Below are 14,972 nucleotides of genomic sequence, written 5' to 3'. Positions count from 1 at the left end.
AGTTGCCGAAATGACCCGCGTCATCCAGTACTCGACCGGAAACGTCGGCCGGCACGCGTTGCGCATGCTCATCGAGCGACCCGACTTCGACCTGGTGGGCGTGCACGCGTCCAGTCCGGACAAGGTGGGACGCGACGCCGCCGAACTGTGCGGGCTCGACGAGAGGACCGGCATCACGGCGACCGACGACTCGGACGCCCTGGTGGCGTTGCACGCCGACTGTGTCGTTTACACCTCGCAGGCCGAGACCCGGCCCAAGGAGGCCATCGGCGAGATCAGCCGCTTTCTGCGGGCCGGCACCAATGTCGTCGGCTCGTCCTTCGTGTGGATGGTGGCCCCCGAGCAGGCCGGCGACTGGCTGCGCGAACCGTTGCAGCAGGCCTGCGCCGAGGGTGACGCGACGCTCTACATCAACGGCGTCGACCCCGGCTACTCCGGCGACACCCTGGCCTACACGGCGTTGAGCCTGACCGAGCGGGCCACCAGCATCACCGTGCAGGAGATCTGCGACTACGCTAGTTACGACGACGCCGAATTCACCGGTGTCAGTTTCGGTTTCGGCACCAGCCCGGATCACACACCGGTCATGTTCGCCCCGGGGGTGCTCACCTCGATGTGGGGTGTGCAGGTGCGCAGCCTGGCACAGGACCTCGGAGTCGAACTCGACGAGCTGCGCGAGCGCTGCGAGAAGTGGGTGACACCGGTACCGATCGATTGCACGATGATGCACGTCGAACCGGGCCAGGTCGCCGCGGTGCGCTTCGGCGTCGAAGGACTGCGCGCCGGCGAGGTGGTCATCACCATGGAACACGTCAACCGGCTGGGACCCAACACCGCACCGGACTGGGCCTATCCCCCGGACGGCCGCCCGGGGGTGCACCGGGTGGTGGTCACCGGCAGCCCGGGCGTCGAGATCAACACCCATCTGGGCGGGGAGATCGACCACAACGAGGGCGGCGTGATCGCCACCGCGGCGCGAGTCGTCAACCTGATCGACGCAGTATGTCGGGCCCCGAGCGGCATTCTGGCCGCCCATGATGTTCGGCCGCTCGACCACCTCCATGGCGTGATGCGTTGACGGGCCCACGCAGACCTCCCGGCGGCACGCAGGCTCGCGCCGAACGCAGCAGGCAGGCCGTCATCGACGAAGCGGTTCGCTACATCCTCAAAGAGGGATTCGCACCGCCCAGCGTGCGCCAGATCACCGAACGCGCCGGATTGACCTGGGGCGTAGTGCAATACCACTTCGGCGATCTGAACGGCATCCTGATGGCGGTGCTGGACAACGGGTTCGCCGAGCTGCTGGAGATTCTCGACGGCCTGCCCGCGCAGGCAGCGCAGATACCGCCGCGAGAACGGCCGGCTTTCGTCGTTGAAGCGGTGTGGCGGGCGTTCTCCAGCCCCACGTCGATGGCGGCGCTGGAGATCCTGATCGCTACCCGAAAAGCACGTACCGCCAAGGCCAACGCCCACCTGGCGGCGATGTCGGCGCGGATGACCCGGATCGGTGAGCACCTGGGTACCGACGTCGGGCCGGCCCAGGCGACCCGGCTGGGCAACCTCATCTGGGCCACCGTCCGCGGCTTGGTGGCATTGCAGTTGACGTGGCCCAAGCCGCTGGACAGCACTCGGGACCGCGAGATGCTCGTCGCAGTGATCACCGCGTACCTGGCCTCTAGCGAAGGAGATTCAGCACCATGAGAAGCAGCGCAGCGACGGTTGAGTTCGCGGGGGTAGACGGGATCACCCTGGTCGCCGACGAGTGGAATCGTGGCACCGCTGACGATCGGCCCTCCATCCTGATGTTGCACGGCGGCGGCCAGAATCGGTTCTCCTGGAAGAACACCGGGCAGATCCTGGCCGACGACGGGTATCACGTCATTGCGCTCGACACCCGCGGGCACGGGGACAGCGACCGTTCGCCGGATGCCGATTACGACGTCGAGACACTGGCAGCCGATGTCATGGCGGTGCTCGACGCCATCGGCCGGCCGGTGGTGATCATCGGCGCCAGCATGGGCGGATTGACCGGCATCCTGGTCGCCGACCGGGCCGGCCCGGCGAAGGTGACCAAGTTGGTGCTCGTCGACGTGGTGCCCCGATTCGAGAAGAACGGCAGCGCGCGCATCCGCGAGTTCATGCTCACCAACATCGACGGCTTCGACTCGCTGGATGAGGCCGCCGGCGCCGTGGCCGCCTACCTGCCGCACCGCACGAAGCCGCGCAGCACTGAGGGCCTCAAGAAGAACCTGCGGTTGCGGGATGGACGCTGGTACTGGCACTGGGATCCGGCGTTCATGACCAAGCCCGGAGACGACCCGGAACTGCGCACCGAGGGCTTCGAGGAAGCCGCCACCAAACTCACGATCCCGGTGCTGCTGATCCGCGGGAAGCTGTCCGACGTCGTCAGTCCCGAAGGCGTGGAACATTTTTTGTCCCAAGTGCCCGGCGCGGAGTTCGTCGAACTGTCCCATGCCGGGCACACCGCCGCCGGCGACGACAACGACGCGTTCAGCGACGCGGTGGTCGACTTCGTAGAACGGCGTGCCTGACCCGCGCCGAGGGTGAACCTCACAACGCGACGCGCCGTTGGTACGTCGGGGATTTCACGCTCGGGGCCCCGGTGCGCCCACGCTCAGTTCGCCGGCTTCTCCGCGTGGCCGCCGAACTGCTTGCGCATCGCCGACAGCGCCTTATTGGCGAAGTCGTCGAGGTCCCGGGACGCAAACCGGGATTGCAGGGCGGTCGTCAGCACCGGCGAGGGCACTCCCTCGTCGATCGCCGCGATCGCCGTCCAGCGGCCTTCGCCCGAGTCGGAAACCCGCCCGGAGAACTCCTCGAGATCCGGCGAATCGTGCAACGCGATCGCGGTCAGATCCAGCAGCCAGGAACCTATCACGCTGCCGCGCCGCCACACCTCGGCGATGTCGGGAATGTCGAAATCGTATTGGTAGCACTCGGGATTGGACAGCGGAGCGGTTTCGGCGTCGCCCTGTTCGATGCGGGTTCCGATGTCGGCGTTGCGCAGAATGTTGAGGCCTTCGGCGAGCGAGGCCATCATTCCGTACTCGATGCCGTTGTGCACCATCTTCACGAAGTGGCCCGCACCGGCCTGGCCGCAGTACAGATAACCCTTCTCGGGCTGGGCGACCTCACCGTCGCGTCCCGGTGTGCGCGGGGCCGCGTCCACGCCGGGTGCGACGGTGGCGAAGATCGGCTCGGCATGTTCGAACGCGTCCGGGTCGCCGCCGATCATCAGGCAGTAGCCACGTTCCCGCCCCCACACACCGCCGCTGGTGCCACAGTCCAGCAGCCGAATATCGTTCTTCGCCAACGATTTTGCGTGCTTGATGTCATCACGGTAGTAGGAATTGCCGCCGTCGATCACGATGTCGCCGGCTTCCAGCGTGTCGGCGAGTTCTTCGATCACCCCCGTGGTGATGGTGCCGGCGGGCACCATCACCCAGACCACCCGCGGCGCGGTGAGTTTGTCGCGCAACTCCGCCAGTGAGGACACCCCGGTGATGCCGTCCTCCCCCGCCATCGCCTCGACCGCATCAGCGTTGTGGTCGTACACCACACATTCGTGCCCACCGGCGACCACGCGCCGCACGATGTTGGCGCCCATCCGCCCCAGACCGATCATCCCAAGTTGCATCTCGTTGCGTCTCCTTCAAGTCCTTCGAGTGGTCCGGTTACTTGAGGTGGTGCTTCCCCGCGATGGCCGAACTCAACCCTAAACACCGATCGGCGGCCTGTCAGGATGGTGGGCATGGGTGATGCGCTGCATGTGGCGGTCTACGTGCTGACCGGCATCGCGGTGATCGAAGCCGGCGGGCTGATCGCACTGTGGCGGATGCTCGAGAACAGCCGTCGCGAGGTCGCGGAGCTCCAGGAGCGCGCCGACGTCCGCAATCGGTTGTGGTCCGGCGGCCGCGAAGCCGTCAAGACGGTGTGGAATACCGCCAACCTGATGCGCAAAGAGGGTTTCGGCGCCGTGGTACGCAGCTCCGTCGAAGACCTGGCCGACTGGGCCGAGGTGGAGCGGCCCGACCTGGCCAGGGTCACTCCGGACGGGCGGGTGGTGATTCTGTTCTCCGACATCGAAGAGTCCACCGCGCTGAACGAGGAGATCGGCGATCGCGCCTGGGTCAAACTGATCAGCGCCCACGACAAGCTGGTGCACCGGCTCGTCGATCGCCAATCCGGCCATGTGGTCAAGAGTCAGGGCGACGGATTCATGGTCGCCTTCGCCCGCGCCGAGCAGGCGGTGCGCTGCGGCATCGACATCCAGCAGGCGCTGTGCAGGGATGCAAAACGCAGGCGCCACAAACCGATACGGGTCCGGATCGGCATCCACATGGGCCGGTCGGTGCGGCGCGGCGACGACCTGTTCGGCCGCAACGTCGCGATGGCCGCCCGTGTCGCCGGTCAGGCCGTCGGCGGTCAGATCCTGGTGAGCGAGCCCGTTCGGGACGCCGTCCGCGACTGCGACGACATCTTTTTCGACGCCGGGCGCGAGGTCGAACTGAAAGGGTTCTCCGGCAGTTACCGGTTGTTCGCGGTGGAACTCGACACCGAGGCCGACGCCGAGCCGGAGCGGGACCGGTAATCGTCCCCGTCCAAGTCGGCCAGGCGCTGGTGCAGCCGTGCCCGGATTTCGTCGGGCGTGTACGCGCGCCGCTTCCGTTGATCACGCACGACGAGCGCGCCGCCGGCGACGACACCGGCCGCGCCGGCAAGGCCGATCCACTTCCAGACGTTGCGCATCAGCACAGGCTATCCCCCTTAGAGTGCTTGGCGTGAACTCCAGCACCCTCACCCTGGACCAAGCGCTGAACGAGACCCGGACCGGCGACCTGTGGTTGTTTCGCGGCATTTCGCCACCCGACCGGGCGATCCAGGCGTTGACCAATGCCCCGGTGAACCACGTGGGAATGACGGTCGCCATCGATGATCTGCCGCCCCTGATCTGGCACGCCGAGCTGGGCGACAAACTCGTCGACATGTGGACGGGCACCAACCACCGGGGGGTGCAGCTCAACGACGCCCGAGAGGTTTTCCTGCAGTGGACCGGGCGCTATCAGCAGCGCTGCTGGCTGCGTCAGTTGACGCCGCACGCCAACCAGAAACAGGAAAACGAGCTGCTGCGCGTGATCGCCAGGATGGACGGCACCGCCTTCCCGACCACCGCCAGGCTCACCGGCCGTTGGCTGCGCGGTCGACTGCCCACCATCAACGATTGGTTCCGGGGAATCCCGTTGGTGGACAAGAAAGTTCAGGAGCGTACCGAGCGGCGCAGAACCGAGCAGCGCAAGATGGGGCTGTCCACGGCGTATTGCGCGGAGACGGTCGCCATCACCTACGAGGAAATGGGACTGCTGAGAACCGACAAGGACACCAACTGGTTCGACCCGGGCAAGTTCTGGAGCGGTGACACGCTGCCGTTGGCGCCGGGTTATCAGCTGGGCAGGGAGATAGCCGTAACCGGCTGAACGACCTCCACCCGGGTGAGCACGGGAGTCGGGTTCCGGGTGAGATCCAGCACCGGGCAATGCGCATCCACCGCGTCCTGCAGTTCCCGGTAGCGCTCCGGCGTCTCCGGTCCGGCCACCTGGACCACCACCCGGACTTCCTGGAAGCCGGAGCGGACGCTGTCGTCCAGCGCGAAGAAGCCCTGAATGTCGAGATCACCCTCGGCGCGCGCGGTGATCTCGTCGACTGCGATGCCGAGTTTCTGCGCCCAGAACCGGTAGGTCACGATCTGGCACGAGAGCAGCGAGGCGAGGTAGTACTCGACGGGGTTGGGCGCCGTGGCCTGGCCGCCCAGCGGCGGCGGCTCGTCGACCTCGACGTCATAGGGCCCGACGGTGACCGTACTGGCCACCGCGTCGTGGGCGACCGCCGAAGCCTTGAACACGACGCGGGCCGTGGCAGGGTCGGCGTCCACCGCGTCTCTTGTCGCCGAGATGATGCCGCCCAGCTGGTCACCGGAAGTTGTCACAACAGCGGTCCTTTCCGTCGTTGCCAACATACGGAGCGAGGACCCCACCGGTCGACCCTCCGGCTCAGCTTGAGTTCAACATCAAATTTTCGCGCATACTTTCGGCTTGAAAGTGGTATTCATCAGGTATCAAGAGCGTTTGCTGGGACAATTGGTTTGAGCCACACCCGGGACGCATTGTGAGCTGACCCACAAATGCGCACCGGGTGTGGCTGCAGTTTTCTGATTTTTGTGATCTGCGTCGCAGATTCGCGACCGATTATGAATCTGTCATCCCGGGATCACCCGCGGGGCCCGGTTCGGGCGCCTGGTCGGGCGCCGGCGGAGCCGCCTCGGGTGCGGGCGGCAGCATTTCGGGCGCCGGGTCGGGAGCCACGGCGCCGACCAGTTCGACGGGCGCATCCGGAGCCGGCGCACCCTCGCCGAGGTCGACGTCCTCCACTGGCAGGAACATGTGATGGGTGAATTGGCGCTGGTAAGCGCCACCGCCACCGATACGGACGCCGCCACCTTCACCGCTGGAAACCGGCGTTCCGTCGGGCAGGGTCACCGCCGTGTGGCCGCCGTTCCACCCGATGACCAAAGCGTTCGGAGCGGTTCCGTACTGAAAGCCGCGGGCCGCCAAAGCGGACTCTTCGTTTCCGGTGTTGAACCGGCTTCCGAATACCGGCCGGTCGGCTGCCGCATTTGCGACCCACGAGGCCAGCCCTGAACAGTCGGTCCCCGCGGGGGAATCGCCACCCGGTACGTACGGGGTGCCGGAGACCTGATTTACGAGCGCCAACAGCGTTGCTAGAGCAATCATGGCCAGAAACCTACCGACCATATGCATAGGAAATCAAAAATTGTGGCACTAATCACCGCAAATGCGAATAACGCTCCGACCTGCACATACCGTAGTTATGTCACGCGATAATCTATTAAGTGAAACAAAAGCGAGTACTACACATGGCTCTATTGTCCAGCAAATTACGCTACCGCCATGAAAATGCTCTTAAGTATGGATAACATGGATGATTTATTAGTACAGCAACGTCAGCATCGCCACATGAGCATGACGAAGAACCGAATATGGCGAACGTACTGGTTACATTCCGGTCTCAGACGTGGCCCAGACCACAGAATGGCGCGCGCAGCACCTGGGCTACGGATGCCGGGGTAAGCCGTACCAGAACTTCGTCCCATGCGGCATTCGTCCGCGGGTGACCTTGCGACAGGCCACCCCCGGGGACCAGCGCAACGGTGGACGGACGATCTCGGACTCGAGCCGGGCCGAGACCGCGACCTCGACGTCCACCATTGCCCGGGGCTGTCGCCGGATTGTTCGTTAAACTGCCGGGTAATCGCGTCACGACCGCCCAGGTCATCGATGCCGGGATCTGACCTAGGAGGGGCACGCCATGGTGGCGAGAGCCATAGCGTTGATAGTCCTTTCCATCGCGTTGGCCGCGCCGGCCTCGGCGGATGCCACCGACGACGCGTTCCTCACCAACCTCAACACTTCCGGCATGAACTTCGGGGCTCCCGACAAAGCGATCCAGGTCGCAAAATCTGTCGTGTGCGGCTCGCTCAGCGCGAACCCCAGCACTCCCAACGCAGATCTGATCGCCAAGGTCACCGACGCCACCAAGTGGCCGACTCTGAACGCCGCCTATTTCACCGGAGCGGCCATTCAGGCTTACTGCCCCCAGTACGGCTCCCTCACCGCGCCCAGTGTTCCCAGCAGGGTTCCCACCGCCCCCAGCACGGCTCCCCCGGCTCCGTCCACCTCGGTGGTCCAGACGGCGTAGGTCAGGACGGAGTCCAGATTCCGTTGTTCCAGAAGCCCCAACTGTTGGCGGTCGGGTTCCACATCAGCTGCGCGCCGGGCGCCCACGCCGGCTGAGGTGGCCGCGGCGGCGCCCATCCTGGCGGGGGTCCCCAGGGTCCCCAACCCACGGGGGCGTAAGGGCCTCCCGGTCGTTGCCAGTCGTGGCACTGATTCCAGTCCCAGTTGTAGACGTCGCTCCAGCCCGGATCCCACGGCTGACCTGGACACCAGTGATAGGCCGGAGCCGCCCGGGCCTCGGGTGCGGGGCCGGCGGTCAGTCCGAAAGCGGACAACGCCAAACCGACGCCCACCAGCACGCTCGTAACCCGCCGAACCCATGGTCGCATTTCCTGTGCAGTCGACATCTCCCAAGGATTTCCCTGACCGGGGAGGTAAGCAACAGTGCTTCCCGGGCACCGCGCGCCGTAGCGCCCGGGTACGAAAGCACTCGGCGACGTCGCCGTCGATTCCCTTCGCGATGCCCAGCCGGCCCACCGAAGAGCGGGCCAACATGGATGGACGTCGAACCGGAACTCGACCACGTCGCCGTCCCCACCCAGCTCGCCGATTGACCGGTGTCGCGTAGCGACGACAATTCGGTCATGCACATCGACTCGTGGTGGCCGCGGTTGACCGAGCAGTCACGCCACTGGCTCATCGAGCACAACGGCGAGCCGCTGGACCCATCGGTCAAGCGCGACATCTTTGATGTCAACGACCAGGAGGCCGATCCATCCTGGTGGGCGGGCGATTCGTCTGACGGACTTTCCGAGCTGACCGACGCCTCGGTCGACTGGATCGAAGCGGTAGGCAACGGCGAACAACCCTCCGAATGATCGACTTCTTTGGTTGCTGACCAGACGTTGCCAGAAAGCGGAACTACACCGTGCGGAAGTGGAACGCCACGTCAGCGGACGGTGGAGCGATCCGTGGTTGTCGCACACCTTCACACCACTAGCCGAGGAGGAGCAAGGCAGCGACTGCCGCCTCGATGACGAGGCCGGCGATGTTCTCCTTCGACCGGGATCGATCAATGACGACCGACACGGCTCGTGCGATGAAGGCCCCGGCCCAGGCGGCGCCCAGCACTGTGGCCGCCTCGTTGGAACCGATGATCAACACGGCCAGCCCGGCGCCGATGAACAGCCCGCCGTAGGTGGCGCGAAATTCCGAGATTGACAGTTGAGACGGCAGACCGAGTCCGATGGTCTTGCTGACTTGTTGAGGCAAGAAGAAGCCGAGCGCTCCCGCCACGACCGAGACTCCGGCCCCGACGCCTGCCAGTGCATTCATCTCCGCCTCCTCGGGTCCATGACCCGCAACGTCATGGCTTCCGCGCAAAATTCCGTTGCGGAGTCCGCCCGGGGCAACGTTCCGGCTGCTTGCTCTTGGTTGTTGCTCCGAACCGGAACTCCACCAGATGCCGTTGCCGATCAACGTCGACAGCCGTCGAGATTGCGTCCACGGTCGTGATTTCCGTTGGAACGCAGCCCCCAGCGCAATCTCGACGATGGGCCGACCCCACTACACGTTGAACCGGAACTCCACTACGTCCCCGTCGGCCATCACGTAGTCCTTGCCCTCCATCCGGACCTTGCCGGCCGCCTTGGCCGCCGCCATCGAGCCGGCGGCGATCAGATCGTCGTACGACACGATTTCGGCCTTGATGAAGCCCTTCTCGAAGTCGGTGTGAATCACTCCGGCCGCTTTGGGCGCGGTGTCGCCCTGGTGGATCGTCCAGGCCCGCGCCTCTTTCGGACCCGCGGTCAGGTACGTCTGCAGCTTCAACGTGTGAAAACCCGCGCGCGCCAGCGCATCCAGGCCGCGCTCGGTCTGACCGATCGACTCCAACAACTCCGCTGCCGATTCGTCGTCGAGTTCGATCAGTTCGGACTCGATTGCGGCATCGAGGAATACCGCGTCGGCCGGGGCGACCAGCGCGCGCAGCTCAGCGATCCGCGCCGCGTCGCTGAGTACCGACTCGTCGGCGTTGAACACGTAGAGGAACGGTTTGGTGGTCAGCAGATTGAGCTCCCGCAGCAAAGAGGTGTCCACACCCGCAGCAAACAGCGTCTTGCCACTGTCGAGGATCTGTTGCGCGGCCACCGCGGCCTCGTGCATCGGTTTGCGGTCTTTGTTGGTGCGGGCCTCCTTCTCCAGCCTGGGCAGCGCCCGTTCGAGGGTCTGCAGGTCGGCGAGGATCAACTCGGTCTCCACGATCTCGATATCGGAGCCAGGGTCGACCTTTCCTGAGACATGCGTCACATCGTCGTCGGCGAACACCCGCACGACCTGACAGATGGCATCGCATTCGCGGATATGAGCCAGGAACTTGTTGCCCAGCCCGGCCCCCTCCGACGCTCCCTTGACCAGTCCGGCGATGTCGGTGAAGGTCACCGGCGCCGGAACGACGCGAGCCGATCCGAACAGCTCGGCCAGCTTGTCCAGGCGCGGATCGGGCAGCGAGACCACGCCTTCGTTCGGTTCGATCGTGGCGAACGGATAGTTGGCCGCCAACACGTTGTTCCGGGTCAGCGCATTGAACAGGGTCGACTTGCCGACGTTGGGCAGACCCACAATTCCCAGGCTTAGGCTCACGGGAAACCAAGTTTAGGGGGCACGCCAGCGGAAAGTGTCCGGCGATATACGGGCCTTTGGCGTCATTGCCGGTACGGTCAACGTGTGTCAGCGCAGCGGGAGAGAGCGGCGGTGGAGGCAAGTCACCGCTCCATTGTCCCCACCATCCCAGGTGTGCCGTGGTGGGCGGCCGTGCTCATCGCCGTGGGAGCCACAGCCCTGGGGTATGCGTTCGACGCCGGCCACAAGGAGCTGACCCACACCTTCTCGGGTTTCTATATCGCCGGCTGTGTCGCGGCCGTGCTGGCGGTCCGGCAGGCCGCGGTGTTCACCGCGGTCATCCAGCCGCCGCTGATCCTGTTCTGCAGCGTGCCCGGGGCTTATTGGCTGTTCCACGGCGGCAAGGTCGACAAGTTCAAGGACCTGCTGATCAACTGCGGTTATCCGCTCATCGAGCGGTTCCCGCTGATGCTGGGCACCGCCGGCGTCATCCTGCTGATCGGGCTGATCCGCTGGTACTTCGGCAAGAACAGCCGGACCGCCGCGGAAGCCGGGGACGAGCCAGCCGAGAACGCCAGAGCGCAGCGAACGCCGCTGCTCGGCAGCCTCGTAGCGAAACTCAATGCACTGCTGGCCGGCGGTTCGGACGACGACGGGGACGCCGCCAACGCAGCGCCTCCGGCTCACTCGAGAGGCCGGGCCGCCCGGACCGGACGAACCGCCCGCAGCAGCAGCCGTACCTCTTCGCAGCGCGCAGCCCGGACCAGATCCCGGCACGCTCGCCCCGACGACAGCTACGAGCCGGGCGATGAACGTCCCCGCCGCAGTACCCGGCGCAGCCAGGTGCCGCCGACCGACACGGACTATGACACGACAGGCGCGCCGCCGCGCCCGCGCCGCCGGCGTCCGCCGGGTGACTCAGACCTGGGCGCACACCCGCCCCGGGAAATGCGCCGCGAACCGCACCCGCGACGCAGCCCCTACGACCGGCCAACCGAGCGGTCCTATGACCGCCCCGAACCGCGCAGCAGCCGCTTCAATCCCTACGAAACCCACGAGCGCCCCGAGCCATCCGAGCGCCGTAGCCGGTATGAGCGCCGCCCGTCCGGCTACGAGCCGTACCCGCCGTATGAGCCGCCGTACGAGCCGCGCGGCCGCCGCACGAACGGGTCCCCCGGCACCAACCCGACCCACCACCCAATTTCGCAGGTCCGCTACCGCGGGCAGGCGCCCCGCAGCGAGCCGCGCGAGGACCGCCACGACGAACCGCGTTCGGAACGGCGGAGTCGGTCGCGCGCTCCGCGCAGGCCGCAGGACTACGACGCTTAACCGGACGAGCGGGCCGGCCGGATCTCCCGCGGCAGCGCGAATACCAGCGTCTCGTTGGCCGTCGTCACCGGCTGCACCATGTCGAAGCCGAACTCGGCCAACCGTTCCAGGACACCGCTCACCAGGATCTCGGGGACCGACGCCCCGGACGTCACGCCGACGGTAGTGACACCGTCCAGCCAGGCGGGGTCGATGTCGTCGGCCCAGTCCACCAGGTGCGCCGCGCGCGACCCGGCGCCAAGGGCCACCTCGACCAGCCGCACCGAGTTCGACGAATTGCGCGAGCCCACGACGATCACCAGCTCGCACTCGGGAGCCATCGCCTTGACCGCCACCTGGCGATTCTGGGTGGCATAACAGATGTCGTCGCTCGGCGGATCCTGCAGCTTCGGGAAACGCTGACGCAGCCGCTCGACGATCTCCATCGTCTCGTCGACCGACAGCGTGGTCTGGGACAGCCAGATGACCTTGTTCTCGTCACGGATGGTGACCTTCTCGACCGCGTCGACCCCGTCGACCAACTGCACGTGATCCGGGGCTTCCCCGGCCGTGCCGATGACCTCCTCGTGGCCCTCGTGCCCGATCAGCAGGATGTCGTAGTCGGCGCGGGCGAAGCGCTTGGCCTCGTTGTGCACCTTGGTGACCAGCGGGCAGGTGGCGTCGATGGTCTGTAGGTTGCGTTCGGCGGCGGCCGCATACACCGTCGGCGCGACACCGTGCGCGGAGAAGACGACGATGGCTCCCTCGGGTACCTCGTCGGTTTCCTCGACGAACACCGCGCCCGCCTTGGCCAGCGTGTCGACCACGTGCCGGTTGTGCACGATCTCGTGCCGGACGTACACCGGAGCGCCGTGCTTCTCCAGCGCACGCTCGACCGTCTCGACGGCACGGTCCACCCCCGCGCAGTACCCTCGCGGCTCAGCCAGCAGCACCCGCTTGCGGTCAGGCCGCCCGCCATCCGACGCCACCGAACTCACCGCACCGGGAATCCCCATGTCAATAGTCGGTGCCATGCCCATCAGGGTACGTTCCGCCGACACGGATCCGCCATTTCGTCACGGTCGGCTTGGAGTTATCCGCCGGGTGAGGCAGGCTGGGACGCATGGCTACTGCACCGTACGGGGTTCGGCTGCTGGTCGGCGCGGCGACAGTCGCCGTCGAGGAGACGATGCGGCTCCCGCGAACCATCCTGATGTACCCGATGACGCTGGCCAGCCAGGCGGCACACTTGGTGATGCGTTTTCAGCAAAACCTCGCCGAGCTGGTCATCAAGGGTGACACCACGCTGGAATCGATCTTCCCACCCAAGGACGAGCAGCCTGAGTGGGCGACGTTCGACGAGGATCTGGAAGCCCAGGACGGCACCGCGGGCGGATTCTCCAGCATTCCGGTCGACGGCATCGAGGGCGACCGGCGCGCCGAGGGCCGGTTCGCGTTGTACTCGGTGTCCGACACCGCAGAGCCCGGCTCCGCCTCGAGGGATGCGACCACTCAACCGGTCTCGGCCCGGCAAACGAAGAAGGCGGCCGCGGCCAGCGTGCCGGTACCGACGGTGGCCTCCGAATTGGATTACCCGCAGCTCACCTTGGCCCAGTTGCGGGCCCGGCTGCAGTCGCTGGATGTCGCCGAACTCGAGGCCCTACTGGCCTACGAGCAGGCCACCAAGGCACGCGCCCCGTTCCAGACGCTGCTCGCCAACAGGATCACCCGCGCGACCGCGAAGTGACGCGCGCCTCGCAGCCAGGACCCGGCGCTAACTCGGCCGAGAATCCGTTCCCGGTTCGCGCGGTGGCCATCCGGGTGGCGGGCTGGATCGACAAACTGGGCACGGTCTGGGTCGAGGGACAGTTGGCCCAGATCAACATGCGGCCCAACAGCAGCACGGTGTTCATGGTGCTGCGCGACCCGGCGGCCGACATGTCTCTGACGGTCACCTGCTCACGCGATCTGGTGCTGAACGCGCCGGTCCGGCTGACCGAGGGCACCCAGGTCGTCGTCTGCGGCAAGCCCTCGTTTTATACCGGCCGTGGCACATTCTCGTTGCGGCTCAACGAGATTCGGGCCGTCGGAGTCGGCGAGTTGCTGGCCCGCATCGAGCGGTTGCGCCGCCTGCTGGACGCCGAAGGGCTTTTCGACCCCCGCCTCAAGCGCCCGATCCCGTTCCTGCCCAACATGATCGGCCTGATCACCAGTCGCGCCAGCCACGCCGAGCGCGATGTCACGACGGTGGCCGAAAAGCGTTGGCCCGCGGTGCGATTCGAGATCCGCCATGCCGCCGTGCAGGGGGTCAATGCCGTCGCGCAGGTGGTGGAGGCGTTGCGCGATCTCGACGGGCATCCGGAGGTCGACGTGATCGTGATCGCCCGCGGCGGCGGTAGCGTCGAGGATCTGCTGCCGTTCTCCGACGAAACGCTGTGCCGCGCGATCTCGGCCTGTCGCACTCCGGTCATCAGCGCCGTGGGCCACGAACCCGACAATCCGCTCTGCGATCTGGTCGCCGACCTGCGCGCCGCCACCCCCACCGACGCGGCCAAGAAAGTGGTCCCGGATACCGCCGCCGAACAACACCTGATCGCCGACCTGCGCCGGCGCAGTGCCCGGGCGCTGCGCAACTGGGTCTCTCGGGAGGAGCGGTCGCTGGCTGCGCTGCGTAGCCGTCCGGTGCTGGCCGACCCACTGCGGATGGTGACGATCCGCGGCGAGGAGGTGCACCGCGCCCGATCGGCGCTGCGCCGCGACATCAACCGGCTACTGACGGCGGAATCCGAGCGTATCGGCCATCTGAGTGCGCGGCTATCCACACTCGGCCCGGCCGCCACGCTGGCCCGCGGCTATGCCGTGGTGCAGGTCCTGACCGAGGATGCGGAGATTCTGCGGTCCGTCGACGAGGCACCGCCCGGTGCCAGGCTGCGGGTGCGAGTCGCCGACGGCGCTATCGCAGCGGTGAGCGAAGGACGTACCAATGGTGCCTGACGAACAACCGGAGGCGTCGTCGATTACGCCTATTAGTCAGCTCGGCTATGAAAACTGCCGGGACGAGCTGATCGAAGTCGTGCGGCTCCTCGAGCAGGGCGGGCTGGACCTCGATGCGTCGCTGAAGTTGTGGGAAAGAGGCGAGCAGCTAGCCAAACGGTGCGAAGAGCACTTAGCTGGCGCACGCCAACGGGTGTCCGACGCCCTGGCCGCCGGCGAGGTCCCGGAAAGCTGATCCCGGCAAAATTAGTCCTGCCGCTTCGGTTCCAAACTGGAACA

Annotated in this window: 18 protein-coding genes and 1 pseudogene; 11 read left to right on the top strand and 8 right to left on the bottom strand. The window is 66.3% G+C overall.

Features of this window, described 5'->3' with window-relative positions; genetic code table 11:
* Window positions 1-10 precede the first annotated feature (10 nt).
* The 3 genes from AC5Y7D_RS24105 to AC5Y7D_RS24095 are packed head-to-tail and all read left to right on the top strand — an operon-like array spanning window position 11 to window position 2,552.
* Complete coding sequence (locus tag AC5Y7D_RS24105) at window positions 11-1,078, top strand: NAD(P)H-dependent amine dehydrogenase family protein (protein WP_499928354.1); 1,068 nt, start codon at window positions 11-13, stop codon at window positions 1,076-1,078.
* Window positions 1,075-1,701, top strand: coding sequence for a TetR/AcrR family transcriptional regulator (locus AC5Y7D_RS24100; protein ID WP_499928353.1), 627 nt, complete (start codon window positions 1,075-1,077; stop codon window positions 1,699-1,701). The genes AC5Y7D_RS24105 and AC5Y7D_RS24100 overlap by 4 nt, the downstream gene beginning before the upstream one ends.
* A complete protein-coding gene (locus tag AC5Y7D_RS24095; RefSeq protein ID WP_499928352.1) occupies window positions 1,698-2,552 on the top strand; it encodes an alpha/beta fold hydrolase in 855 nt (284 codons plus the stop codon). The genes AC5Y7D_RS24100 and AC5Y7D_RS24095 overlap by 4 nt, the downstream gene beginning before the upstream one ends.
* Before the next feature lie 83 nt (window positions 2,553-2,635).
* Here AC5Y7D_RS24095 and gnd read toward each other — a convergent pair whose 3' ends face one another.
* Window positions 2,636-3,658 carry a phosphogluconate dehydrogenase (NAD(+)-dependent, decarboxylating) gene (gene gnd / locus AC5Y7D_RS24090; RefSeq protein ID WP_499928351.1) on the bottom strand — a complete coding sequence of 341 codons (1,023 nt, stop codon included), beginning with the start codon at window positions 3,656-3,658 and terminating at the stop codon, window positions 2,636-2,638.
* A gap of 105 nt (window positions 3,659-3,763) precedes the next feature.
* On the opposite strand from gnd, the gene AC5Y7D_RS24085 reads away from it, so the two are divergent.
* Window positions 3,764-4,612 (top strand): adenylate/guanylate cyclase domain-containing protein, encoded by an 849-nt coding sequence (locus AC5Y7D_RS24085; RefSeq protein ID WP_499928350.1) that lies wholly within the window; start codon window positions 3,764-3,766, stop codon window positions 4,610-4,612.
* Here AC5Y7D_RS24085 and AC5Y7D_RS24080 read toward each other — a convergent pair.
* Window positions 4,549-4,770 carry a hypothetical protein gene (locus AC5Y7D_RS24080; RefSeq protein ID WP_499928349.1) on the bottom strand — a complete coding sequence of 74 codons (222 nt, stop codon included), beginning with the start codon at window positions 4,768-4,770 and terminating at the stop codon, window positions 4,549-4,551. The genes AC5Y7D_RS24085 and AC5Y7D_RS24080 overlap by 64 nt on opposite strands.
* 32 nt (window positions 4,771-4,802) lie before the next feature.
* On the opposite strand from AC5Y7D_RS24080, the gene AC5Y7D_RS24075 reads away from it, so the two are divergent.
* Entirely contained in the window at window positions 4,803-5,495 is a 693-nt protein-coding gene (locus tag AC5Y7D_RS24075) for a guanylate cyclase (RefSeq protein WP_499928348.1), read from the top strand.
* Here the strand turns inward: AC5Y7D_RS24075 and AC5Y7D_RS24070 are convergent.
* Window positions 5,462-6,004, bottom strand: coding sequence for an OsmC family protein (locus tag AC5Y7D_RS24070; protein WP_499928347.1), 543 nt, complete (start codon window positions 6,002-6,004; stop codon window positions 5,462-5,464). The genes AC5Y7D_RS24075 and AC5Y7D_RS24070 overlap by 34 nt on opposite strands.
* Window positions 6,005-6,323: 319 nt before the next feature.
* Window positions 6,324-6,865: pseudogene (locus AC5Y7D_RS24065) on the bottom strand (hypothetical protein); the annotation flags it as partial.
* Between the two features lie 539 nt (window positions 6,866-7,404).
* Here AC5Y7D_RS24065 and AC5Y7D_RS24060 point away from each other — a divergent pair.
* Window positions 7,405-7,794, top strand: coding sequence for a DUF732 domain-containing protein (locus AC5Y7D_RS24060; protein ID WP_499928346.1), 390 nt, complete (start codon window positions 7,405-7,407; stop codon window positions 7,792-7,794).
* Between the two features lies 1 nt (window position 7,795).
* On the opposite strand, the gene AC5Y7D_RS24055 is transcribed toward AC5Y7D_RS24060, so the two are convergent.
* Window positions 7,796-8,179: an Mtp family mycobacterial-type pilin gene (locus AC5Y7D_RS24055; protein WP_499928345.1), complete on the bottom strand. Its 384-nt coding sequence runs from the start codon at window positions 8,177-8,179 to the stop codon at window positions 7,796-7,798.
* 237 nt (window positions 8,180-8,416) lie between these two features.
* Between AC5Y7D_RS24055 and AC5Y7D_RS24050 the strand changes: the two genes are divergently transcribed.
* Window positions 8,417-8,650, top strand: coding sequence for a hypothetical protein (locus AC5Y7D_RS24050; protein WP_499928344.1), 234 nt, complete (start codon window positions 8,417-8,419; stop codon window positions 8,648-8,650).
* Between the two features lie 118 nt (window positions 8,651-8,768).
* Here the strand turns inward: AC5Y7D_RS24050 and AC5Y7D_RS24045 are convergent, their stop codons facing one another.
* Window positions 8,769-9,107 (bottom strand): DUF4345 family protein, encoded by a 339-nt coding sequence (locus AC5Y7D_RS24045; RefSeq protein WP_499928343.1) that lies wholly within the window; start codon window positions 9,105-9,107, stop codon window positions 8,769-8,771.
* A gap of 231 nt (window positions 9,108-9,338) precedes the next feature.
* Window positions 9,339-10,412, bottom strand: coding sequence for a redox-regulated ATPase YchF (gene ychF / locus AC5Y7D_RS24040; protein ID WP_499928342.1), 1,074 nt, complete (start codon window positions 10,410-10,412; stop codon window positions 9,339-9,341).
* 84 nt (window positions 10,413-10,496) lie between these two features.
* Between ychF and AC5Y7D_RS24035 the strand changes: the two genes are divergently transcribed.
* Window positions 10,497-11,720, top strand: a complete 1,224-nt coding sequence (locus AC5Y7D_RS24035; RefSeq protein WP_499928341.1) for a DUF6542 domain-containing protein — start codon at window positions 10,497-10,499, stop codon at window positions 11,718-11,720.
* On the opposite strand, the gene AC5Y7D_RS24030 is transcribed toward AC5Y7D_RS24035, so the two are convergent.
* On the bottom strand, window positions 11,717-12,733 hold the full coding sequence (locus tag AC5Y7D_RS24030; protein ID WP_499928340.1) for a 4-hydroxy-3-methylbut-2-enyl diphosphate reductase: 1,017 nt from the start codon (window positions 12,731-12,733) through the stop codon (window positions 11,717-11,719). The two genes, AC5Y7D_RS24035 and AC5Y7D_RS24030, sit on opposite strands and share 4 nt — an antisense overlap.
* A gap of 89 nt (window positions 12,734-12,822) precedes the next feature.
* Here AC5Y7D_RS24030 and AC5Y7D_RS24025 point away from each other — a divergent pair, with 89 nt between their 5' ends.
* The 3 genes from AC5Y7D_RS24025 to AC5Y7D_RS24015 are packed head-to-tail and all read left to right on the top strand — an operon-like array spanning window position 12,823 to window position 14,928.
* On the top strand, window positions 12,823-13,446 hold the full coding sequence (locus AC5Y7D_RS24025; protein WP_499928339.1) for a lipid droplet-associated protein: 624 nt from the start codon (window positions 12,823-12,825) through the stop codon (window positions 13,444-13,446).
* Window positions 13,443-14,693: an exodeoxyribonuclease VII large subunit gene (xseA, locus tag AC5Y7D_RS24020; protein WP_499928338.1), complete on the top strand. Its 1,251-nt coding sequence runs from the start codon at window positions 13,443-13,445 to the stop codon at window positions 14,691-14,693. Before AC5Y7D_RS24025 ends, xseA begins: the two co-directional genes overlap by 4 nt.
* Window positions 14,683-14,928: an exodeoxyribonuclease VII small subunit gene (locus AC5Y7D_RS24015; protein ID WP_499928337.1), complete on the top strand. Its 246-nt coding sequence runs from the start codon at window positions 14,683-14,685 to the stop codon at window positions 14,926-14,928. Before xseA ends, AC5Y7D_RS24015 begins: the two co-directional genes overlap by 11 nt.
* Window positions 14,929-14,972 lie beyond the last annotated feature (44 nt).

Source organism: Mycobacterium sp. NGS49 (assembly GCF_059812565.1).
Note: the sequence above shows the minus strand (reverse complement) of the source record. Positions and strands in the feature narration are given on the sequence as shown.

Coding starts and splice junctions, on each gene's coding strand:
- AC5Y7D_RS24105 (WP_499928354.1), top strand. CDS start 11: ATGACCCGCGTCATCCAGTACTCGACCGGAAACGTCGGCCGGCACGCG.
- AC5Y7D_RS24095 (WP_499928352.1), top strand. CDS start 1,698: ATGAGAAGCAGCGCAGCGACGGTTGAGTTCGCGGGGGTAGACGGGATC.
- gnd (WP_499928351.1), bottom strand. CDS start 3,658: ATGCAACTTGGGATGATCGGTCTGGGGCGGATGGGCGCCAACATCGTG.
- AC5Y7D_RS24085 (WP_499928350.1), top strand. CDS start 3,764: ATGGTGGGCATGGGTGATGCGCTGCATGTGGCGGTCTACGTGCTGACC.
- AC5Y7D_RS24080 (WP_499928349.1), bottom strand. CDS start 4,770: ATGCGCAACGTCTGGAAGTGGATCGGCCTTGCCGGCGCGGCCGGTGTC.
- AC5Y7D_RS24060 (WP_499928346.1), top strand. CDS start 7,405: ATGGTGGCGAGAGCCATAGCGTTGATAGTCCTTTCCATCGCGTTGGCC.
- AC5Y7D_RS24055 (WP_499928345.1), bottom strand. CDS start 8,179: ATGTCGACTGCACAGGAAATGCGACCATGGGTTCGGCGGGTTACGAGC.
- AC5Y7D_RS24050 (WP_499928344.1), top strand. CDS start 8,417: ATGCACATCGACTCGTGGTGGCCGCGGTTGACCGAGCAGTCACGCCAC.
- AC5Y7D_RS24045 (WP_499928343.1), bottom strand. CDS start 9,107: ATGAATGCACTGGCAGGCGTCGGGGCCGGAGTCTCGGTCGTGGCGGGA.
- AC5Y7D_RS24030 (WP_499928340.1), bottom strand. CDS start 12,733: ATGGCACCGACTATTGACATGGGGATTCCCGGTGCGGTGAGTTCGGTG.
- AC5Y7D_RS24025 (WP_499928339.1), top strand. CDS start 12,823: ATGGCTACTGCACCGTACGGGGTTCGGCTGCTGGTCGGCGCGGCGACA.
- AC5Y7D_RS24015 (WP_499928337.1), top strand. CDS start 14,683: ATGGTGCCTGACGAACAACCGGAGGCGTCGTCGATTACGCCTATTAGT.